The 18,079-nt window shown below is 61.3% G+C and carries 20 protein-coding genes and 3 pseudogenes; 9 read left to right on the top strand and 14 right to left on the bottom strand.

Going from position 1 to position 18,079, the window contains the following annotated elements; all coding sequences use genetic code 11:
* The first annotated feature begins 8 nt into the window (after positions 1-8).
* Positions 9-299, top strand: coding sequence for a HigA family addiction module antitoxin (locus tag FFY45_RS10230; protein WP_176340351.1), 291 nt, complete (start codon positions 9-11; stop codon positions 297-299).
* Positions 300-420: 121 nt separating this feature from the next.
* Here the strand turns inward: FFY45_RS10230 and FFY45_RS10225 are convergent, their stop codons facing one another.
* Positions 421-1,164 (bottom strand): SDR family NAD(P)-dependent oxidoreductase, encoded by a 744-nt coding sequence (locus tag FFY45_RS10225; RefSeq protein WP_176340350.1) that lies wholly within the window; start codon positions 1,162-1,164, stop codon positions 421-423.
* A gap of 134 nt (positions 1,165-1,298) precedes the next feature.
* Here FFY45_RS10225 and FFY45_RS10220 point away from each other — a divergent pair, with 134 nt between their 5' ends.
* Complete coding sequence (locus FFY45_RS10220; protein ID WP_176340349.1) at positions 1,299-2,201, top strand: AraC family transcriptional regulator; 903 nt, start codon at positions 1,299-1,301, stop codon at positions 2,199-2,201.
* A gap of 620 nt (positions 2,202-2,821) precedes the next feature.
* Here FFY45_RS10220 and FFY45_RS10215 read toward each other — a convergent pair.
* The 3 genes from FFY45_RS10215 to FFY45_RS10205 form a co-directional block, all read right to left on the bottom strand.
* Entirely contained in the window at positions 2,822-3,154 is a 333-nt protein-coding gene (locus FFY45_RS10215; protein ID WP_176340348.1) for a hypothetical protein, read from the bottom strand.
* Positions 3,155-3,477: 323 nt separating this feature from the next.
* Positions 3,478-5,241 carry a hypothetical protein gene (locus tag FFY45_RS10210; protein ID WP_176340347.1) on the bottom strand — a complete coding sequence of 588 codons (1,764 nt, stop codon included), beginning with the start codon at positions 5,239-5,241 and terminating at the stop codon, positions 3,478-3,480.
* A 73-nt stretch (positions 5,242-5,314) separates the two neighbouring features.
* Positions 5,315-6,136: a restriction endonuclease gene (locus FFY45_RS10205; protein WP_176340346.1), complete on the bottom strand. Its 822-nt coding sequence runs from the start codon at positions 6,134-6,136 to the stop codon at positions 5,315-5,317.
* Between the two features lie 363 nt (positions 6,137-6,499).
* Between FFY45_RS10205 and FFY45_RS10200 the strand changes: the two genes are divergently transcribed.
* The 3 genes from FFY45_RS10200 to FFY45_RS10190 all read left to right on the top strand — a co-directional run bounded on the left by FFY45_RS10200 (position 6,500) and on the right by FFY45_RS10190 (position 8,634).
* Positions 6,500-7,396 carry an RluA family pseudouridine synthase gene (locus FFY45_RS10200; protein ID WP_176340345.1) on the top strand — a complete coding sequence of 299 codons (897 nt, stop codon included), beginning with the start codon at positions 6,500-6,502 and terminating at the stop codon, positions 7,394-7,396.
* A 118-nt stretch (positions 7,397-7,514) separates the two neighbouring features.
* Positions 7,515-7,844, top strand: coding sequence for a hypothetical protein (locus FFY45_RS10195; RefSeq protein WP_439333524.1), 330 nt, complete (start codon positions 7,515-7,517; stop codon positions 7,842-7,844).
* A gap of 115 nt (positions 7,845-7,959) precedes the next feature.
* Positions 7,960-8,634 carry a DUF2306 domain-containing protein gene (locus FFY45_RS10190; protein WP_176340419.1) on the top strand — a complete coding sequence of 225 codons (675 nt, stop codon included), beginning with the start codon at positions 7,960-7,962 and terminating at the stop codon, positions 8,632-8,634.
* Between the two features lie 32 nt (positions 8,635-8,666).
* Here FFY45_RS10190 and FFY45_RS10185 read toward each other — a convergent pair whose 3' ends face one another.
* Both FFY45_RS10185 and FFY45_RS10180 read right to left on the bottom strand, forming a co-directional pair.
* Positions 8,667-9,449: a hypothetical protein gene (locus FFY45_RS10185; RefSeq protein ID WP_176340418.1), complete on the bottom strand. Its 783-nt coding sequence runs from the start codon at positions 9,447-9,449 to the stop codon at positions 8,667-8,669.
* A 205-nt stretch (positions 9,450-9,654) separates the two neighbouring features.
* On the bottom strand, positions 9,655-10,110 hold the full coding sequence (locus FFY45_RS10180; RefSeq protein ID WP_074056314.1) for a hypothetical protein: 456 nt from the start codon (positions 10,108-10,110) through the stop codon (positions 9,655-9,657).
* A gap of 306 nt (positions 10,111-10,416) precedes the next feature.
* Between FFY45_RS10180 and FFY45_RS10175 the strand changes: the two genes are divergently transcribed.
* Positions 10,417-10,818 carry an antitoxin Xre/MbcA/ParS toxin-binding domain-containing protein gene (locus tag FFY45_RS10175; protein WP_074058698.1) on the top strand — a complete coding sequence of 134 codons (402 nt, stop codon included), beginning with the start codon at positions 10,417-10,419 and terminating at the stop codon, positions 10,816-10,818.
* Between the two features lie 82 nt (positions 10,819-10,900).
* Here the strand turns inward: FFY45_RS10175 and FFY45_RS10170 are convergent.
* A pseudogene (locus FFY45_RS10170) lies at positions 10,901-12,525 on the bottom strand (alpha/beta hydrolase).
* Between the two features lie 417 nt (positions 12,526-12,942).
* Between FFY45_RS10170 and FFY45_RS10165 the strand changes: the two are divergent.
* A complete protein-coding gene (locus tag FFY45_RS10165; protein WP_006448384.1) occupies positions 12,943-13,125 on the top strand; it encodes a helix-turn-helix domain-containing protein in 183 nt (60 codons plus the stop codon).
* A 100-nt stretch (positions 13,126-13,225) separates the two neighbouring features.
* Here the strand turns inward: FFY45_RS10165 and FFY45_RS22295 are convergent.
* Positions 13,226-13,558 (bottom strand): annotated as a pseudogene (locus FFY45_RS22295) (XVIPCD domain-containing protein); the annotation flags it as partial.
* Here FFY45_RS22295 and FFY45_RS10160 point away from each other — a divergent pair.
* A pseudogene (locus FFY45_RS10160) lies at positions 13,493-13,678 on the top strand (hypothetical protein). The pseudogenes FFY45_RS22295 and FFY45_RS10160 overlap by 66 nt on opposite strands.
* A 496-nt stretch (positions 13,679-14,174) precedes the next feature.
* Here the strand turns inward: FFY45_RS10160 and FFY45_RS10150 are convergent.
* Both FFY45_RS10150 and FFY45_RS10145 read right to left on the bottom strand, forming a co-directional pair.
* Positions 14,175-14,612, bottom strand: a complete 438-nt coding sequence (locus tag FFY45_RS10150) for a DUF6393 family protein (RefSeq protein WP_228996250.1) — start codon at positions 14,610-14,612, stop codon at positions 14,175-14,177.
* A gap of 110 nt (positions 14,613-14,722) precedes the next feature.
* The gene (locus tag FFY45_RS10145) at positions 14,723-15,022 is read right to left on the bottom strand and encodes a hypothetical protein (RefSeq protein ID WP_176340342.1); all 300 of its coding nucleotides are present in this window, start codon (positions 15,020-15,022) and stop codon (positions 14,723-14,725) included.
* A 205-nt stretch (positions 15,023-15,227) separates the two neighbouring features.
* Between FFY45_RS10145 and FFY45_RS10140 the strand changes: the two genes are divergently transcribed.
* Positions 15,228-15,788, top strand: a complete 561-nt coding sequence (locus tag FFY45_RS10140; RefSeq protein WP_176340341.1) for a hypothetical protein — start codon at positions 15,228-15,230, stop codon at positions 15,786-15,788.
* A gap of 125 nt (positions 15,789-15,913) precedes the next feature.
* Here FFY45_RS10140 and FFY45_RS10135 read toward each other — a convergent pair whose 3' ends face one another.
* The 4 genes from FFY45_RS10135 to FFY45_RS10120 form a co-directional block, all read right to left on the bottom strand.
* Positions 15,914-16,330: a PIN domain-containing protein gene (locus FFY45_RS10135; protein WP_176340340.1), complete on the bottom strand. Its 417-nt coding sequence runs from the start codon at positions 16,328-16,330 to the stop codon at positions 15,914-15,916.
* Positions 16,327-16,581, bottom strand: coding sequence for a FitA-like ribbon-helix-helix domain-containing protein (locus FFY45_RS10130; protein ID WP_023905789.1), 255 nt, complete (start codon positions 16,579-16,581; stop codon positions 16,327-16,329). Before FFY45_RS10130 ends, FFY45_RS10135 begins: the two co-directional genes overlap by 4 nt.
* A 139-nt stretch (positions 16,582-16,720) precedes the next feature.
* The gene (locus FFY45_RS10125; protein ID WP_176340339.1) at positions 16,721-17,833 is read right to left on the bottom strand and encodes a type II toxin-antitoxin system RelE/ParE family toxin; all 1,113 of its coding nucleotides are present in this window, start codon (positions 17,831-17,833) and stop codon (positions 16,721-16,723) included.
* Positions 17,820-18,026, bottom strand: coding sequence for a hypothetical protein (locus FFY45_RS10120; RefSeq protein ID WP_115041034.1), 207 nt, complete (start codon positions 18,024-18,026; stop codon positions 17,820-17,822). Before FFY45_RS10120 ends, FFY45_RS10125 begins: the two co-directional genes overlap by 14 nt.
* Positions 18,027-18,079 lie beyond the last annotated feature (53 nt).

The raw sequence follows: 18,079 nt of genomic DNA, 5'->3' as shown, positions 1-18,079 counted from the left end.
ATCTGTCCATGACAGTCCTACCCAACATCCACCCCGGCGAAATCCTGCTCGAAGAGTTTCTAGAGCCGATGGGCATCAGCCAGAACGCACTGGCGCGGGCCACCGCCGTGCCGCCGCGCCGCATCAACGAGATCGTGCTGGGCAAGCGCGGCATCACCGCCGACACCGCCTTGCGCCTGGCCGCAGCGCTGGGCACGACCGAGCGCTTCTGGCTGGGCCTGCAGGCCGATTACGAGCTGGAACAGGCGCACCGCGCGCTGGGCGATCTGCCGTCACGGATCAAGCGGCTGGCGGCTTGATCCGTACCGTAGCCTGCGGGCACTCGCCGTGCTTCTGCCACGCAACGCTTCCTGCCGCGATCTTGAGAAAGTTGGATGTCGTGCGTGCTATCGGCAAAAGAGCACTGTGATCGGGTAGGGCTTACACGTGATACCCACCCGCAACCTCAATGGACTGGGCGTTGATCCAGGCCGCGTCGTCGGACAGCAGCATGGCGATGACGTTGGCAACCTCTTCGGGTTCTCCAACGCGACCCAGCGCTGTCTGCGCCGCCAGCATGGCTTCGAAGTCCGGCGTCAGCCCGCCGCCGAGTTCGGTGCGAATGGGCCCCGGCGAGACCGCATTGACGCGGATGCCGCGCTCGCCGAACTCCTTGGCCATGTAGCGGCTGAGCACCTCCAACCCGCCCTTGAACGCGGCATACGGCGCAACCCCGGCAAACGCCACGCGCGTGGTGGCACTGGTGAGGTTGACGATCGCCGCGCCGCGGCCCAGCAGCGGCAACAACGCCTGGGTGAGGAAGAAGGGCCCCTTGAGATGCACGTTGAACAGACCGTCGAACTGCGCCTCATCGACGGTTTCGATCGGGTTGAACACCCCGTAGCCGGCGTTGTTCACCAGCCCGGCCAGGGTGTCCTGCTGCCAGACCGTGTGCAGCGTCTCCTGCACGGCCGAAGCGAACCCGGCGAAGCTGCGTGTGTCGCCTACATCCAGCGGTAACGCGATGGCCTTGCCGCCATCGGCCGCAATGTGCGCCACCACCGATTCGGCCGCAAGCGGGTTCTGGTGATAGGTCAGGATGACGCCCATGCCACGGCGGGCACTGGCCAGGGCGGTGGCGGCACCGATACCGCGGCTACCGCCGGTGATGACTGCAATATTCATGGCGTTGCGCTCTTGTCTGAAGGTGTCCTCAGGCTAGAGGGCAGGGCGCCGGGGTGCCTGCCTGAAGCCGGCACGGGCCTGCCTGATCCTGCTTTTGCGGTTGCCGGGCGGGCCGTAACGTAGTCTGATAAAAAATGAACTCAGCACTTATCGAGCTCAAGCGGCTCACCCGGCATGCCCAAAACCGCCGCACCGAGACCGGCATCCCGCGCGTGGCGATGGTGAAGGGCGAGGTGCCAGAGCACGCGCTGGCAGCGGTCTACGACCCGATGATCAACCTGATCCTGCAGGGCGGTAAGTCGATGACGGTGGGAGACCGCACGCTGCATTACGACCCGGCGAGCTATTTCGTCATGACCGTCGACCTTCCCGCCATCGGCAAGGTGCACCCCGCACCGGACGGCGCCGCTTATCTTGCGGTCAGCCTCACGCTCGACCCGGAAACCATCGCCGCCCTGCTGCACGATCTACCCGCGCAAGCCGCCACCTCCGCGGCAGGCGCCGATGCGTTGTCGTTCTGCGTCGCCAGCATGACCGGTGAAATGCTGGACGCCTGGGTACGCCTGCTGGGCCTCATGGAATGCCCCGCCGATATCCCGGCACTGGCGCCTGCCTACGAGCGCGAGATTCTGTACCGCGCACTGCAGGGCCCGCAGGGCGGCGTGTTGCGGGCCGTGGCAACGCCCGATTCCACGCTGGCACGGCTGCGTAAGGCGATCCACTGGATCCGCGCGAACTACGCCCAACCCCTGCGCATCGCCACGCTTGCCGGCCAGGCGGCCATGAGCGAGTCGGCGTTTCATCGCAACTTCAAGGCGGCAACTGCGCTCAGCCCGCTGCAATACCAAAAGCAACTGCGGCTGCTGCAGGCGCGCCAATTGCTCACCGCGCATGGCAAGAGCGTCACCGCCGCCGCCCTGGACGTCGGCTACGAAAGCGCAACGCAGTTCAGCCGGGAATACGCACGCACCTTCGGCCTGCCGCCGTCCCAGGACGCAGCGCGGATCCTGGAGACGTTTCGTGGCATGGCGGTATGAAGCGTCCGAGCTGGGCCATCGCTGTAGCGGAAGCCAGTCGTCGTTGAAGCCCATCCACGCGGATCTTCGTGGCTCAAAACTGCCGGCGTGATCGTCTTGCCCTGCAAAGCAGCCAAGTGCCGCGAGGTGCTGGCGCTGTTGATCGCTCAGATCGATGGCCTAGCGGCTCATGACTAACAGGCGGAACGCGCGTGCTCAACGCCTGGTGTTAGCCCTAAAAACGCGAGGTCAGGCGATCCGCCTGACCCCGTTCGCCGTCTGGCAGGCCGGGCGGCTTACTTGGCCTTCTTTTCCTGCTTGGCCGCGCGCTTTTCCTTCAGCGTCTTGGCCGGCTCTTTCTTCTGGCTCTTTTTCTGGTCCATCCCCTTGCTCATGACACCCTCGTAGTTGCTGGATTGATCGGTCGGGCAGCGCCATGACCCTGGCGTGCCTGCGCACTGTAAGGCTTGCGCGCGCTGGATGGCAGGGGAGAGTGGGCGGTGCGACGGGCGGTGCCTCAGGCTTGGCGTTTCTTTGGGGGCAGGCGCCGGCCGATCGGCGCCGCCGGCAGGGCTACAAACGCAAAACGCCCGCGTGCGACGGTGAAGGTCGGTACGCGGGCGCTGGCGACAGCGGGGGCCTTATTTGGCCGGCACGCGCTGGTACTGCTCGCCACCGGTATTGAGGTGGCCGTTGGTCTCGTCGATGGCGAAGTTCACCGTCTCGCCATCGTTGCTGACCTGCAGCGCCCCGTCCTTGTAGACCGCCGGGTAGCTCTCGGTCTTGGGCTTGCGGCTGAAGAACTTCGGCGTGGTGCTGCGGACCATGAAGGTCTCGCCATTGCGCTCGATGTCCATCGTCTCTTCCTGCGTCTGCAGGTTGACCCAGTGGCCGACGAACTTTTCGCCCTCCACCTTGGCGCAACCGCTCACCAACAGTGCCGCGGCCAGCGCGGTGCCCATCCACTTCATCATCGTGTGTTCTCCAGTTGAGTCTGGAGCCGAGGATGGCGGGTAAGGGATGTATGGGAGGTCAAGGGTTTCTCGCACAGGCGTTCGAATGTGAGCGCCGATGATGAGGTTAGAAAACTCAACCTGACCCCGCTACTTAGACCCCGCTACTTGGGCGAAAAAAGTCAGCCACAGCGCAACCGGCACGGCGACCGCTCTCAGGGCGGTTTGCAGCCGCCTCGTACTCCCTATTAGTAGTTTTTACCGCGCTGGGTTTGAAAGAGCCACGCCGAAAGCAGGCCTAGTTGACCCCAAAGAGTTTTCTTCATCGATGCAGTGGTTCCGATTTACGGTTGACAATAAATTCTTGGGATAACTCCGGTCTCTTTGCATGCATGTGCGAAGGAAGAGACGATCCAAAAAAATTGCGTAATATTTCCTTTCACCCGCTCGTTTCTTTTGATCTTCTTTAATTCTTTAGTCATCTCAGATTTCGAGATAAATGAGCAGGCGAGAACGCAGACCCGTTCGTATCTATAGTTTCCTGCAAGCTTTTTGATGAACGAGGGGAACTGCCCGGACCTTCTGCGCACGCGGTCAATACTGGAGCCGGACATTTTCTTGCCTTGTATAGAGTTTTTATATTTTAAAATCATCTGCTCGCTGGAGCAATACATATTCCCTAAATTTTTCATTGCCTGGCCAACGACGATCTGCATAGCGCTCGCCGAGGAGGTCAGTTTTCCATGTTTGGAATGGATAAAGTAAACGCAATTTTCAGAGCTGCTAAAGGAAATATGATCAGCCCATTCATCTCCGAGATCATCGCAAAATAAAAAATCATCGTGTTTGTGGATTTGCTCGACAACCGAAAAAACAGTGTGCTGGTCAAAATCTGTCTGTGCAGGCTGGAAGCCTCCCTTTTCGGAATGCACATCCGCTGGGAAATTTTTGTCTACAAAAATTCCAAGAAGAAAGTCAATTTCAGATGTTCCTGCCACATCTAGAAAGCATCGTTTGGAAAAATACATATACTTTGGGTCGTCAAAGCATACTGAGTATGCTCCATGCTTGTGAATGAATTTGAGTAGAGTCATTGATTCGGTTCCGTTGACTAACACCTTAACTCGCTGTAGAAGTTTAGAGTGAAAGGTTAAGGTTTTCCTTCCAGGACTTCCTTTTAGCCAGGTGCTGTCTTCGTGGCCGAGGACTAATCCATCGTCATCAAACTCATATACTTGTCCAATTAGATCAAGAAAGCCCGCTCTCGCTTTCCCTCTTATCTCCAAATTCTTTCCATTTCTGGCTTCGATGAAAATCTTGACGGATTCTGATTCCAGTTTATCAATGAGAAGCGAGGTCTCAATTAGTAATGATCGAGGGATAACTGGATTTTCCCCAGACTCTAGCTCTTCTAAATTAACAGCTCGTGCAAAATTTCTTAGGAAACCATCTGCTTGTCCTTGTGCAGAGGAAATACGTTGCAGCTCCGCGCGAGCCCACAGTGCTATACCTTCGATATCTTGCCGATCAGAGATTTCGACGATTCGTCCGGCGGACAATGTGACTGAGCGTGTTCTGGATCCATCTTGCACGCGAAGGTAAGAAGGAATTGATCGTCCCGCTGCATGTAAAGACATTGCACCCTTGAGGTTGATCGCTTCATATGACCTATTTCTAATTGCATGCTCAGATACCGTCATGCTGCGAGCATTAATTTTTCTAAATTCTGCTGTCTGCGTGTCTACAGCCGCTGCCAGCGCCTCATATCCAATTTTTTCAAATTTTTCATCCAGATGGTCGTTAAGATCGTCGCAGTTTCTTTTTAGAACAATAAGGTGTCCATCAACTTCGATAATGACGATATATCCGTACAGCCGATCTTTAAGTTGGGGATCCGAATGAAAGTGCAAGTCGCGCTCAACTATGAAAACTTCCGTCGAATAAATAAAGTCTGCACCATCAACATGCATGCGAAATATCGAATATTCGTCTAGTTTTTCAACAGCACTTTCAGTCGCAGCCTTAAGTATCTCAGCGATATCATCGTCGGCGCAGTCGTTTGCTACATAAAATCTAGCGTTTCTTGAAAGGATAAAATCACCCGGCATACCTTATCTCCAAGCAGAAAGAAGTTTTTCCATGTGCTAAATACAAAAGAGTCTAGAAAGAGGTCAGCCTTAATTACGCAGTTCCTCTGCACTTCGGGAAATGGATGCAGCCGAGAAAGTGTTCGCTGGTGTGCCGGTTCCTTCTCTGTACAAGCCCGCTGCCGCAGCGCGGGCAGCTCGGTGTGGCAACGGCTGCGGAGGCATTAGAAGTAGTAGTAGGTTCGATGCGTGACGGTGTTGGCTGCGCTGTAGCTTCTTGTTGCTCCGCTCGAATCATTCCCAGTAGCTGTTCGCCGCCAATCAATTCAATCGGCTTACCGTCGGCGAAGCGCTCTGCATCTTTCGTGTAGCTACCGATGCAGACGATCTTTACCGCGTGTGCTTGGTGATGGGCGAGCAGGCCGTACATCTCTCGCACGACGCTGACGCCAACCTGCTGGCGCTTCCATTGCTTGCATTGCACCAGTGTGCGGCGGCCGTCCTTGCGCAGGATCAGGTCGATGCCGCCGTCGGCGCCGCCCAAGCCGGTTTCTTCGACGCTGTAGCCCTGGCGGCGAAATGCTTCACCCACCAGTTGTTCGAACTGGCGCCAGCCGCTGGCGGCCAGGCTCTCCAGGCTTGTGCGTGTTTCCAGAAAGCGCCGCCGGCTGCGTGTGCCCAGATAGGAGAACAGCGCGGCGAGCCAGCAGATGCCGAGCAGCATCCACGCCAATGGCGCGAACATTCCACTCGATTGCTGGGCGAAGCCTTGCGACAATATTCCGCCCTGGTGAGAGAACCACCAGCCGATGCCATAGCGCACCATCAGATACGCAGCGATTCCCGCAACGAAGCCAACCGGCCACGGCAATGCGGCTAACGCTTCGAATCCACCCTGTTTTTTTCTGCGTCCCATGCCAGAACCCCCGTTCCCGGTTTGAACATAGCCGTTGAAGCGGGTTTTGTCAGCAGAACACGTGCGCCGTTGCGATCAATGCCTCATCAACACTCGGCACGACGCGTGCGCAGGTAAAGAGGTGTGATCTTCTGGCTAAAGCTTGAGGTCGCTTGCGCGTCCTTTAGTGCAACTGCGTGCCAATCAACGCGATGAAACGGGCTAAGGTAGTGTTCGCTGTGTACGCTTCCCAGTTATGCATTCAATGCGCAGCGCTCAAAAGTCTCTTTCTCGTATTGAAAGCCGCTACATCACTGCGGAGAGAATCGACGCGACAAGGTACGATTCCAGCCCATCTGCTTGAGTACGCTTTTTGCTGTCGCCATGTCTGCTCCTCGCCCGACCCTCGATGGCACTCCTGCCAGCCAGTTCCAGCTCCCGTCCGGCCCGTGGCACACGGTGTGGGAGGCGCTGTGTGCGTGCTTTCCGGTCGTTGGTGCTGACACGTGGCGTGATCGCTTCGTGCGTGGGCGCGTACTGGATGCGCAGCAGCAGGCATTGGATATCGCTGCACCGTATCGGCTTGGTGCGGAGATCTATTACTTCCGCGAAGTAGCGGATGAGCCGATCATCACGGCAACGGAAACGGTGTTGCATGCAGACGCGCATATTGTCGTGGCCTGCAAGCCGCATTTCCTACCCGTGGTCCCAGCCGGAGCGTACGTGCACCAGACGCTGTTGGCCCGTTTGGTGCGCCGCTTCGATAATCCGGCGTTGGTACCGCTGCACCGCATTGATCGCGATACTGCGGGGCTGGTTTTGTTTTCTGCTAAAGCTGCAACACGCGGGATCTACCAAGCGCTATTCCGCGAGCGACGCATCCGCAAACACTATCTGGCGGTCGCACCGCCGCTGCCGGGGCTGACGTTTCCGTATGTGCATCGCAGCCGGCTGGAGCCGGGAGAGCCGTTCTTCCGCATGCGCGAGGGCGTGGGCGAGCCGAACAGCGAGACGGTGATCGATGTGGTCGCACGCGGCGTAGACACGTGGACGTATCGGCTGGAGCCGGTCACCGGGCGCAAGCACCAATTGCGTGTGCACATGGCCGCGCTGGGTGCGCCGATCCTGCACGATCGCTTCTATCCCGACCTCGAAGACCAACGGCCCGATGATCCGGAGCGGCCACTGCAGTTGTTCGCGCATACGCTGGCATTCGATGACCCAATTACTGGTGAGTCCCGACACTTCAGTGCGACGGTCGAACCAATGAAGCCAGCTTGAGACGCGAGCCTCTGATTCGCTAAGAACTCAGACGAAATATCTGGTTTTCAGATATCCGAAAGAGCGCGTTACGGTGGCGTTGCGGACATCTCGTCCGCTAACGTCGAGGACAGACGCCATGACTGCTTCGAAAGCCCTTTCGAGCAACGCTCGGCGACGCGCTACGCCAGCGGCCAAGCTGCAAATGCACGAAGAGCCCTTCACCTTCGGCGTCACCGTCGAGCAGATCGACCGGTTCCACACGCTGTTGCGCACGATCACCGCGCAAAGCGACATGGTGGCGGTGTGTAGCGGCAAGCCGCTGGATGCCACCAGTCTGTCGGTTCTGGGCGAGAGCATCTTCAATGCCGCCCGTGCGGTGCGCGGTGTGGTCGACGAGATTTACGAGCAGCGGCTCGGTGGTGACGGTGTTGCCCCGGTGTCGCACGCAATGCAGCGCCAGGCGTAAGTCTTCCCCCGCGCCGCGCCTACGATCTGCGCCCACGCTCCTGCTGCGTGCCCATGCTAGCGTTGCGCTGCCGAGGGCAGGCTGGCCGAAGGAGCGGGGCATGCGGGTGGATCCAATGCGCGACGGTGTTGCGATTGCTGGTGGCAGGCCGGTGGCCCGCGTGGCGTGGGCGCTGCTGTGGCTTGCGCTGGCTGCGTTGGCTGCCGAGTTTGTGCGCCACGTGTACCTGAAGTACGCCGCGCTGGAGTCGCCGGCATACGCCATGTTCCTGACCCGGCGCGGCTGGCTGTGGTGCCACCTGGGTGGCGGCGCCGCTGGCATCGCACTCGGCACGCTGCAGTTCGCTACGCAAGGCTGGCGCAGGCACGCATGGGTGCACCGCTGGGTTGGGCGTGCCTATTTCGTTGGCATGTTGGTGGCGATGCTTGGCGCCACCGGGTTGATTGCCACCTCGCCTGCGCCGATGGCGATCCGCGTGGCCTTCGCAGCGACGGAAGCGGCGTGGCTGGTGGTGGCGTCCGTGGGCCTGGTGGCCATCCGTCGCGGGCAGGTTGGCCGGCACCGACGCTGGATGGTGCGGGCGTACCTGGTGACCCTGGCGCCGGTGGTATTTCGCATCGCGCTCTATGCGGCGGTGGGGGCCGGCATGGTGCCTTCGCCGGGCTCCATTGCGGCGCTGCTGTGGGCCAGCTGGGCGGTGCCGTTGCTGATCCATATGGCGGGGAGCGCAATCGCCGATGCTGCGCACCGGGACGCGCGACTCGCCGGCCTCGGCATCGACGCCGGCTGAAAAACGGTCCCGGTGCGAAGCGCAGGCAGGGCTTAGAGTACCTTCGCGTCGATGGCTAACGCGCCAGCGTGCGCCGGCATGAAGTCTTTCAATGCACTCCGCGCGCGGTCCTGGATCTTCTTCCAGTCCTTCAATGCAACGCGCACATAGTTGATCTCCACCGCGACCTTCATCTCCGGAATGACGAACACGTGCTCGCAGGTGGGAAGTTCCCGCTCCTTGCTGCGCACAAGCTTGCCCTCGCGGAACTCCACGCCCGACGGCTCGACCTCGCGGGAGGTGCACTTGATGATGGTGTCGATGTTCCCTTTTGCGTCGCGGCTGACATACCAATCCTTGTAGTAGCTTGCCTCCATGATGGAGTTGGACGGTTTCAGCCCTTGCGCTAGATAGTGCTCGCGGTACGCAGCGACGTTGGCGTAGTAAGGCGTGAGCCCATCCTTTTCTTCGCCCTTGATGCGCGTGTTGATGTCCGCTTCGGGAGTGTCCTGCGTTGCGCCGTCCTGCGTGTACTGCCGCCGAAGAAATGCATCGGGGTCCGCGCGGTCGAGGTAGCGATAGCCGATGTTGACGGTGCGGGTGGCCACGTCCAGCTTCAGGTGGGCACGCTCGCCAGGAGCGAACGCGTTCAACTCCGGGTATTCCAGATACAGCCCGAAGCTGCCATCGAAGTTCGGCCCCATCTGGTCGTCGAAATAGTTGGCGGGAATCTGCAACTTGTACGGACCCAGGCACGCCTCCATGACCGGTGGCGGGCTGGTGCCGGGGTCTTGCGGGCCGCCACGTTGCCGGACGCACCCTTGTTCGTTGGTCATGGTGTTGGCGCCTGTTTGCGTTGCGCTGCAGCCCGGAACGGAGAAGCTCAGTGCCATGCATGCAAGCCCGGCCAAGGCCAGTGGGTGTCTCATGCATCCTCCTGCGCAGCATGCTGGAGTTGAGTATAGGCAGAGCCCGGACTGCAAGCGACGCAACTACATTGCGTGCAGCCGGGCGAATCGGTACCGCTATCGCGCGTCAGCCTCAACGCACCTTGTACAACACCGCCGCGCCTGGCCTGGGCTCGAACATCGGCACGGTCTGCTGCTTGAGCGCGGTGCCCTTGGCGTCCCACACCAGCGTCTCGACGGGGTAGTCCTCGTTGCGGGTCATGTTGCCGATCTGCTGGACGATCACCGTCTTGGCGGCGGGCACTTCCGGGTTCCAGGCGAATACGCCCAGGCGGCCGTAGAACACCGCTGGCGCGGCGGCATCCAGGCGCCGGTCGGGGCACATGACCAGGCCGCGTTCCAGCATCACCCGCAGCGCGCCCACGGGCACGGCCTTGACGGTGGGGGAGGTGCGGTCGGTGCTGTGGCCGGGGCAGACATTGGCCGAGCGGGTGAGCATGTCTTCGACCACTTGGCGGTCGGGTTGGGCCAAGGCCGGCAGGGCGGCGGTGGACAGGGCAAGCACGGTGAGAGCGGATTTCCAGGGCATCTGACAACTCCTCATGAGGTGACACTCCAAATACTGCAGCCCTGCAGGCGCGGGCTGCTGCCAGTGACGCGCCCGGATGCTAGCAATCCGGGCGTTAAACACTGCGAACAGTGGCGCCGCCCTTCGGCAGGCGCGCCCCACCAGCAACCGGCTGCCGAAGCCGTCGCCAGGTCAGCAACGGCGCCCATGCCGGCCGGTGCGGAATGTAACGGCTGCTGACGCTCACATCGGCTGTCAGGAGACTCCTGATTGAGCGGCGAGGGCGGGGCAGATAGCGTGCGCGCTATCACATCGTTGGACTGCTTTATGGAACGTGCCGACCTCATTGCATCACTGCTCACCGGCATGCGGCGTGCCGAAGATTTCCGTGCGCAGGCGTCGATCTACAGCACCGCGCACAGCCAGCAGATGGAGGTGGATCACGGCAAGGCCGCCGACGCCGAGCTGGTGCTGTCACTGTTCGCCTTCACGCCGGAGCACCTCAGGCTGCTGGGCAGCGCTGGCATCGAGGCCCTGGGCGAGATCGTCTGCCATGCCTGGGCCTTGAACGGCGGCAACAACGAGGCGCTGATCGGCTGGTTCCGCAAGCCCATGAACGCGCTGGACGGGCAGACGCCGGCCGCCCTGGTGCGCGGCGGCCGCCTGCAGGTGCTGCTGCTGGTGCTCAGGCAGCAGCTGGAGTGGGAGTTGCCCAAGCGCTCGGCCTGAGTACCGACACTGCCGGCCGCCGCGTCTTGGCGTGTGCACGGCCGGCCCGCCGATCGACGGCGCCGGCCGTGCGTGGGCGCGCTTACCGCTTCGGTCGCGCCACGGCGTACATCTCCCAGGCGATCTTCTTCATCAGGGCGCTGCTGTCGTCGCCCTCCTTGTACAGATCGAAGTGGGTGCGGCCTTCCAGGTAGCGGAAGTCGCTCTTGGCGCCCAGGCCGTCCAGCACTTCCTGGAATTTATGCGCGGCCCCATCCAGATAGAACGTGTCTGCGGTGCCGACGATCAGGTGGATCTTGCCGTCCAGATCCGGCTTGAGCGTGGGCCATTGCGCGGCCACGCGCGCAGAAATGTCGTAGTGCGTGCGCCAATAGGCCACCACGGCCGGGTCCACCTTGCCGGTGTCGCGGTCGAACATCGGCACCGGGCGGCCGTCGGGCCCGCGCGGGGAGAACACCCAGTCGAACGAGGTCATCTGGCCGCCGTAAGGGCCCAGCACGCGCTCGAGCTTGGCGAAGGTTTCCAGATCGGCCACCACCTTGCCCTGGTCGCGGATCAACGGGAACTGGCTGCCGTCCGGGCGCCGGTAGACGTTGGCATTGGGCGCGTACAGATCCGGCCCGGTGAAGTCGCGGAAGTCGCTCGAATCGGCGAGGTGGACCAGGTGCCGCCGAACAGCTTGGGGTAGCGCGTCTGCAGCCACAGCGTGGCCCAGCCGCCGGAGGAATGCCCGTTCAAGAACCGGCCGCTGGCCTTGCCGTCCATCTTGTACTGGCGTTCCAGCGCGGGGATCAGCTCTTCGGTCAATGCGGTGCCCCAGGGGCCGTTGTTGACCGAGTCGGCGAACTCGTGGGTGCCGGTGGGCGTGGCCTGGTCCAGGAACACCCAGATCATCGGCGGCATCTGCTTGGCGGCCATCGCGCTCCAGGTCGCGGCGATACTGCCGGCAAAGCGGTTGTAGTTGCCGCCGAAGCCATGGGTGACATACACGGTGGGATAGCGGGCCGCGGCCTTGGGATCGTAGCCGGGCGGGGTCAGCACGCGGGCGCGCAGCGACACCGGCCGGCCCCAGAAGGCGCTCAGCGACGGGCTCACCATCGAGGCATCCGCGCTATGCAGCCTGGCCTCCGGGACGGCGTCGCGGATTGCCTGCGGTGCACGCGGCGACACCTGCCATGGGTCGTCTGACACCGGCACCTGCTTGCTGAGCCTCAGCGTGGGCAACGGTTTGCCCTTGCCCGGGGTCACCGCGGTGACCTCGCTCAACAGATCGCCGCCATCGCGGCCGCCATAGCTGTAACTGTGGTCTGGATCCAGCACGGCCTGGAACAGATACTCGCCGGCCGGCAGCGCGGAAAACGCACTGGGGAAGGCAATGTTGTCCAGGTCGATCTCGACGCTGGCACCGGGCGCGAGCGCGGTGACCTCCTGCGCCGCCACGGCCACCGCCGTCGGGCGGAACGGGCTGACGTCCACCTCTTCCACCTTGCCGGCTTTGCCGTCCTTTCCGTCTTTGGCCGCGGCCTGGGCGTCCTTGGCCAGGGTGGCGAAGACCAGCAGGCGCCCGGACACGGGCTGATCGCTCGCCCCGTCCAGCGTGACGCGCAGCAGACGATGGGCCGCTGCCGGTGCGGCGGCGTGCGCGGCGCAGGCGCATAGCAGGCCAACGGCCAGACCCAGGCGGGGGGCAAGACGATGCAGAGACATGCAGATCCTTTGGAGCGCAGGTGGATGGAGCGGGCGCGTACGGCCCTGCGAAGACTGTAGCCAGTTCCGATTGGTCGCGTGCTGCAATCGCGAGGTCTGGTCACCGTATCCGATCTGCCTGCCGTGGGATCTCCGGCGGGCGGTGCGAGCAGCGCAAGTGATCAACGTGCAGTCGAGGCAGTTCAAGGCATCTCGCGTCGTGTGGCAATTCAACTGAGCAGGTCGCGGGCTGCTTTTCCGCCCTGCACGACAGCAAATGCTTGATAGTCGAAAACTAAAGTCAGCTTTAGTTTCGGCCTGGCGTATACCTGGGAAATAGCCAATCTAATGTCTGCTTTAGATTTGGCCATTCGCTATGCGCGTCCCAATCGACGAAGCATCCAACATCGGCGCCTATGTCCGCGTAGTCCGCAATGCTTGCGGCGGGGCGACCTGGCCACCCTGGCCGGCACCAGCCATGTGGTGCTGGGCAATGTCGAGCGCGGCAAGGACACCGTGCAACTGGGCCGGGTGTTCGAGCTGCTGCGGCAATTGGGCATCCCGGTCCAGCTAGACCTGCCGCTGGAGCTGCCTGCCCCGGTGGACAAGCGACTCAAATGACCAGCGCCGGCGCGTCAAGTAACCTGAAACTGTGGCTGGAACAGCGTCGTGTCAGGGAGCTGCGGGAGCAAGGCGATACGACTGCATTCCCAATTGCTGCTCACCGCATTCCAAGCGCACCATGACTTGGTTGGTCCACTGCGCGTGATGCCTCCTGCGTAGACGCCTGCACGGTCTGTTGATTGGCAACTTCGAGTTTCTGCAGGTTCTCGGCCAAGGGCTGCTTGACGGCCTCGGCCTTATCCACGTGCGTGCGCAACACATCCATGTCATTTCCTGGATTCTTGTACGTCGCGAAAATATTGCCGTTTGTGTGATTGGGAATAACGTCCTGGATCTCAGGCAGCGGCGGGCGATTGAGTTTGGCCTGGACCGCCAGGGCACCGGCAATGCGTTCCTTGTCTTGCTGGTTGGTGTAGACGCCTGCATCCGGGCCTAGCTTGTCTAGCCCGGCCAAGGCTTGCTTGAACAATGGGTCGTCGCGCAGCCGCGCTTCGTGATGCGGATCGAGGGGGGCTCCACCTGCACTGAAGGTACGTCCCGAGTTACCTAATCCTGGCACCGAGGGCTGGATCGATTCGTCGAGCTGTCGTCCCGATGCAGGCGCCCAGTGGCCGAAAACGCCATCGTTCTTCGGTTCTGGAAGACGCACATCCCGCAGAACGCTATCGGCCAATGTATTGGAGTTTTGCAACTGGGGATCGTAGGGATACTTGTCATCCTTGCTCTTGGCATTGGCGACCATGCGTGCCCACGTTCCTGACAAGTCCGCGCCGTGTGTAATCTCTTCGCGATATTGCTTTTGTCCAACCGCATTCGGGTTATCGCGATGATCGGGGTTGGCCCGGTTGTAGGGCAGGTTAGTCTCAACGTGCATCCGGCCATACGGCAATCCAGGTTGCTCATCGCCGGTCCAGCCGCTGATGGTGTGCTGGTTGCCCTCTTTATCTGTGTAGAGAAGGAATTTGTGATGATATTCCTTGCCCAGCGCAGCCCCAATATTGCGATATCCAACTTCAATCTTCTCGTCCATGACATTCTCCGTTGGCTTACTGATTCTTGATGTGGACGGCGTCGACATGTGTCACCTTGCCGTCGGCATCCAAAGAAAAAGTCATCACGACGGAACGTGCATCTGGATCAAGCATTGCCTGCCCCTTATTGTCCCTGACGACCACCTTGCCTGTGGTGTCTTCAACAATCTTTGACGTTGGCGATTTGCCGAACGTCTCCAGCACGGCCACCTTCGGCGTACCCAAAGGAACGTATTTAGAAACGATGCTGCTCACATCGATCTGTTCGAATCGAACAGGTTTTTTGGACGCATAGATCTCGTCAAGCATGGGGCTGGCTCCTGAAGTCATGGGGTCTTCCTGCGTCGAAGCGGTGCGCGCGGTATCTGCATTAGCACAGGACGAAAGCGGGAGCACGGCAAGCCCGGTAAGTACGAGCGTTGCAGCCCAACCGTTTAGCACGATGCGTGGCATGGCGATCTCCTGATACAACCAATCACTTGAATAGAATGTCCGCGAGGTCTTGAGCTTTCCCAGGCAGACTAGGACATCAACACTCTTTCTATGCGGACGATGCCAGCGTACTACAAGCTCTTGATGGTTGATGAATAGGTGAGCTGGATCATCAGTGCTGCCCTGGCAAGAACCATTTTACGCCACATCCAAATGTATGCATTGGGATATTCTTGCAATTCAAGTAGGCGACCAAACTTCGGTGGCATTACCGGAAATTGCAAGCCCCCAAGCACTTCGTATAGTCGCTGCCTCGACCGATGTTTGATGTGAGCGGTGGACATCGCCGTGTTTGCTTCAGAAATCCAGACTGCATCACGCAACGAAGTCGTTGAGACGATTTGCCGGGTTTGCAACGCGTTGGTCTTCAACGATGAACACACCAGCGGCGTGGCCAGCTGGGTGGCGTAGGTGTGGTGCTTCTACACAGACGCATGTCGTCATCGAACGCAATTGATCATCTGCCGCTTGGCGTTATGCACAGGTGCCGTTGCGACTATCCATTCAAGGCGCAAGCCGCCGCCGCGCGAACAGCCGCTGCCGAAACCTTGCATCACACACCAAGGAATGATCGAAATGAAACGTAAAACCAGCTATCGCGGTGCGCTTGCGGCGTGCGGCTTCTCACTCATGATCGGCGCGTTCTGCATGGAAGCGGCCGTTGCCGCGCCCGTCGCCAAAACGGAAAGAGTCACGCTGACGCAGGTCTTTGCCACGCTGCAGAACGGTGAACAAGATCAGAACCCCGAAGACATCGCAGCGTGTCGCAAGCAGGTGTCGGCACCGAGTTCCAAGTATCTGGGAGTGGTGGTCACCTCCAAGTATTCCATCGACGTGTACTCCAAGATCATGTCTGCTTCCTCGTCGCTGCCCTCTCCTGTGGCCACGCAGCCGCTGATGCTCACGGTGCCGCTGGCGCCGTTGGGCTTGTCTGGGGAGTATGGCTTCGGTGCGTTTCGGCCGAGCGCGCTGCCCAACACTTATGTGCTGTTCTCGGTCGGGCTGGATTTCACGAGGCCACAGTCGTCCGTGCTGGTTCTCAACAGCGACAAAAACTACAACTGTCTGGTGACCAGCAATCCGGCGCCGTTCAACGGAGCAATGAGTACAAAGCTGGGAAAAGACCAGGGACGCTGATGCCTGCGACCGCCGCGTAGTCGACGAACGAGCCGAGGACATCTTCGGCTCGTTCGGCTGCTGCTTTCAAAACAGCGCTTTAGAGGTCAGCGTCGAAATGGTGGTTTATCACGGCACGCAACAGATCAATTCCACGGGTTAATGACGTCTAACGCCATCGCCGCGAATGGTGCCGTGTCGCGAGTGGCAACGGCCAAGCCTTGCGCGGCTGCCGTTGCAGCGATGTAGGCATCGGCGCGCCCGAGTGTGAGTCCTGCGGTTCTGGCTCTCGATGCAAGTGTGGCAAATGCGTGCGATGCGTCCAGGTCGAATGCGAGCAGGCGCCCGTCGAACAGTGGCAATACCTCGCCTTCCAACCGAGCATGCAACGTGGATCGCTTGCGGCCCTCGGGCATCACGGCGATGCCGAAACGCAATTCAGCCACCGTCACGACCGACAGGAACAGTGTTTCAACCGCCTGCGCATCGATCCAGGCGACGACCTGCGGGTTGGGCTGAGGCCGCCAAAGCTCGGAGATGACATTGGTATCGAGCAGGATCACGTCAGATCGATCGGCTTGATCGCGGCCTTGTCGCGCAGCTTGTCGAAGGCGTCGGCCTGTTTTGCTGTCAGGCCGGCGTCGCGGCCGATGTCCACCAGCAGGGAGCCGAGTTTGACCCGGTCTGCGGGTTTGGCCGCCGACTCAAGGATTGCGCGGATCTCCGCTTCGGTGCTGCGGCCGTGGAGTGCAGCCCGCGCGCGGATCGCGCGGTGCACGTCGTCTGGGATATTGCGGACGGTGAAAGAAGGCATATGGCCCTCCCGGTGACATCAGGTTGCTTGCACTTTAGAGAAGTGCAAGCACTCAGGCAACGTCACCACGCCCGGTATCGAATGCAGTCATTACCGCATCAGCAGGTAAGTGGAATCCGGGCCCGACCTAGCCCACCACTCACCGATACGGCCCCGGCCCACGCCACACCGGTTCGCCCTGCTTGTAGACCTCCATCATGTTGATGACTTCGCGGGCATCGCCGATGTCTTTCAGCTCGGGGGAGTCCGGCGGCAGCAGGCGGCATTTGCTGGAGCCGCGTTTGAGCGCGACTTCCAGCGGGCAGACCATGCGGTATTGCGTGCCGGGCAGGATGATGGCCACTTCCTTCATGCCCTGGTCGCGCCAGTTGCGTAGCTGGGTTTCGCTGCGCACTTCGTAATACACCTGGTAGCCGCCCACATCCATGCTGGGTTGGGCATTGTTGCGGTCGCGGCGGCGGCCTTCGCTGATGGTGGGCGTGTTGGACATGCCGTCTTCGGCGGCATCGGCTTCTTCTTCGAGCATGCCGGGTGGGCGGCCGGTCCAGGTCTGGGGGCGGCGCTGCGGCGGCGATGAGGGTTCTGCCGGCGGTTGCGGCGGGGCGGGGCGCTGCACCGGTTGCGCCTGGCGTTGCTCGACCAGGCCGCCGCGGCGGGTGTTGCCTGCGGGCGGGATCGGGTTCTTGGCGGTCTTGACCAGGGTGGACTGCACCGGCGAGGCGGCCGGCGGTGGCTGCACGGGCGCCGGCGTTGGCGACGGCGGGGTGGGCGTCGGGGACGGAACCGGCTGGTCGGGCGTGGAGGTGTCGCCGACGAAATCCACCTTGGTGCGGCCACCGCTGGCCGAGCCCTGCGGCGGGGTCATGGTGGGGGTGGAGGCCGACAGCAGGATCAGCAGCATCAGCACGTGCAGCAGGGCGCTGACCAGCGAGGCGATCCACGGGTCCAGGCGTTCGCCTTTCGGCTCGGTACGGGGTAGCCAGTCTTTGCCGTCGACTTGAACGTGCAGCAGCTGCAGCGCGTCGTCGCGCACGCGGTAGACCAGCACGTACGGCGTCTGCTTGACCACCCATTCGCGAGTGCCGGCGACCCTGCCGGCGCGGCCACGGCCCGGTTGCTCGGCTAGGGTGCGGGTGGCTTCCAGCACCTGCCGCGCCATCGCGGCGGCGGCGGTCGGGTTGAGCGCGTGGTAGTGATCCTGGGCGTATGCAAGTTGCTTGGCGGCCGGGACGGTCCAGTCACGCCGCAACATCAACGCCCCATTTGGCGAACAGTGCCGTGACCTGTGCCGGGGCGGCAACCGCGCCCTGATCCGCTGCGGCAATGCCGTCCAGCACCGCGGCCTCGAAGCTGGCGGTGTCCACGACGCGGACCACGTCGTCCCATCCTGCCGTCTCGGGCAGCGTGTCGATCAGCGTGTGGGCTTCTTGCTTGATGGCGGACATGGCACTGCGGTGGGGGAGCTCTGCCGGCAAGTCTACCCGTGCGGCTCAGGTTC

This window comes from Xanthomonas hortorum, assembly GCF_011305375.1.
GTDB lineage: Bacteria > Pseudomonadota > Gammaproteobacteria > Xanthomonadales > Xanthomonadaceae > Xanthomonas > Xanthomonas hortorum_E.
This window is presented reverse-complemented; position numbering and strand designations above follow the sequence as displayed.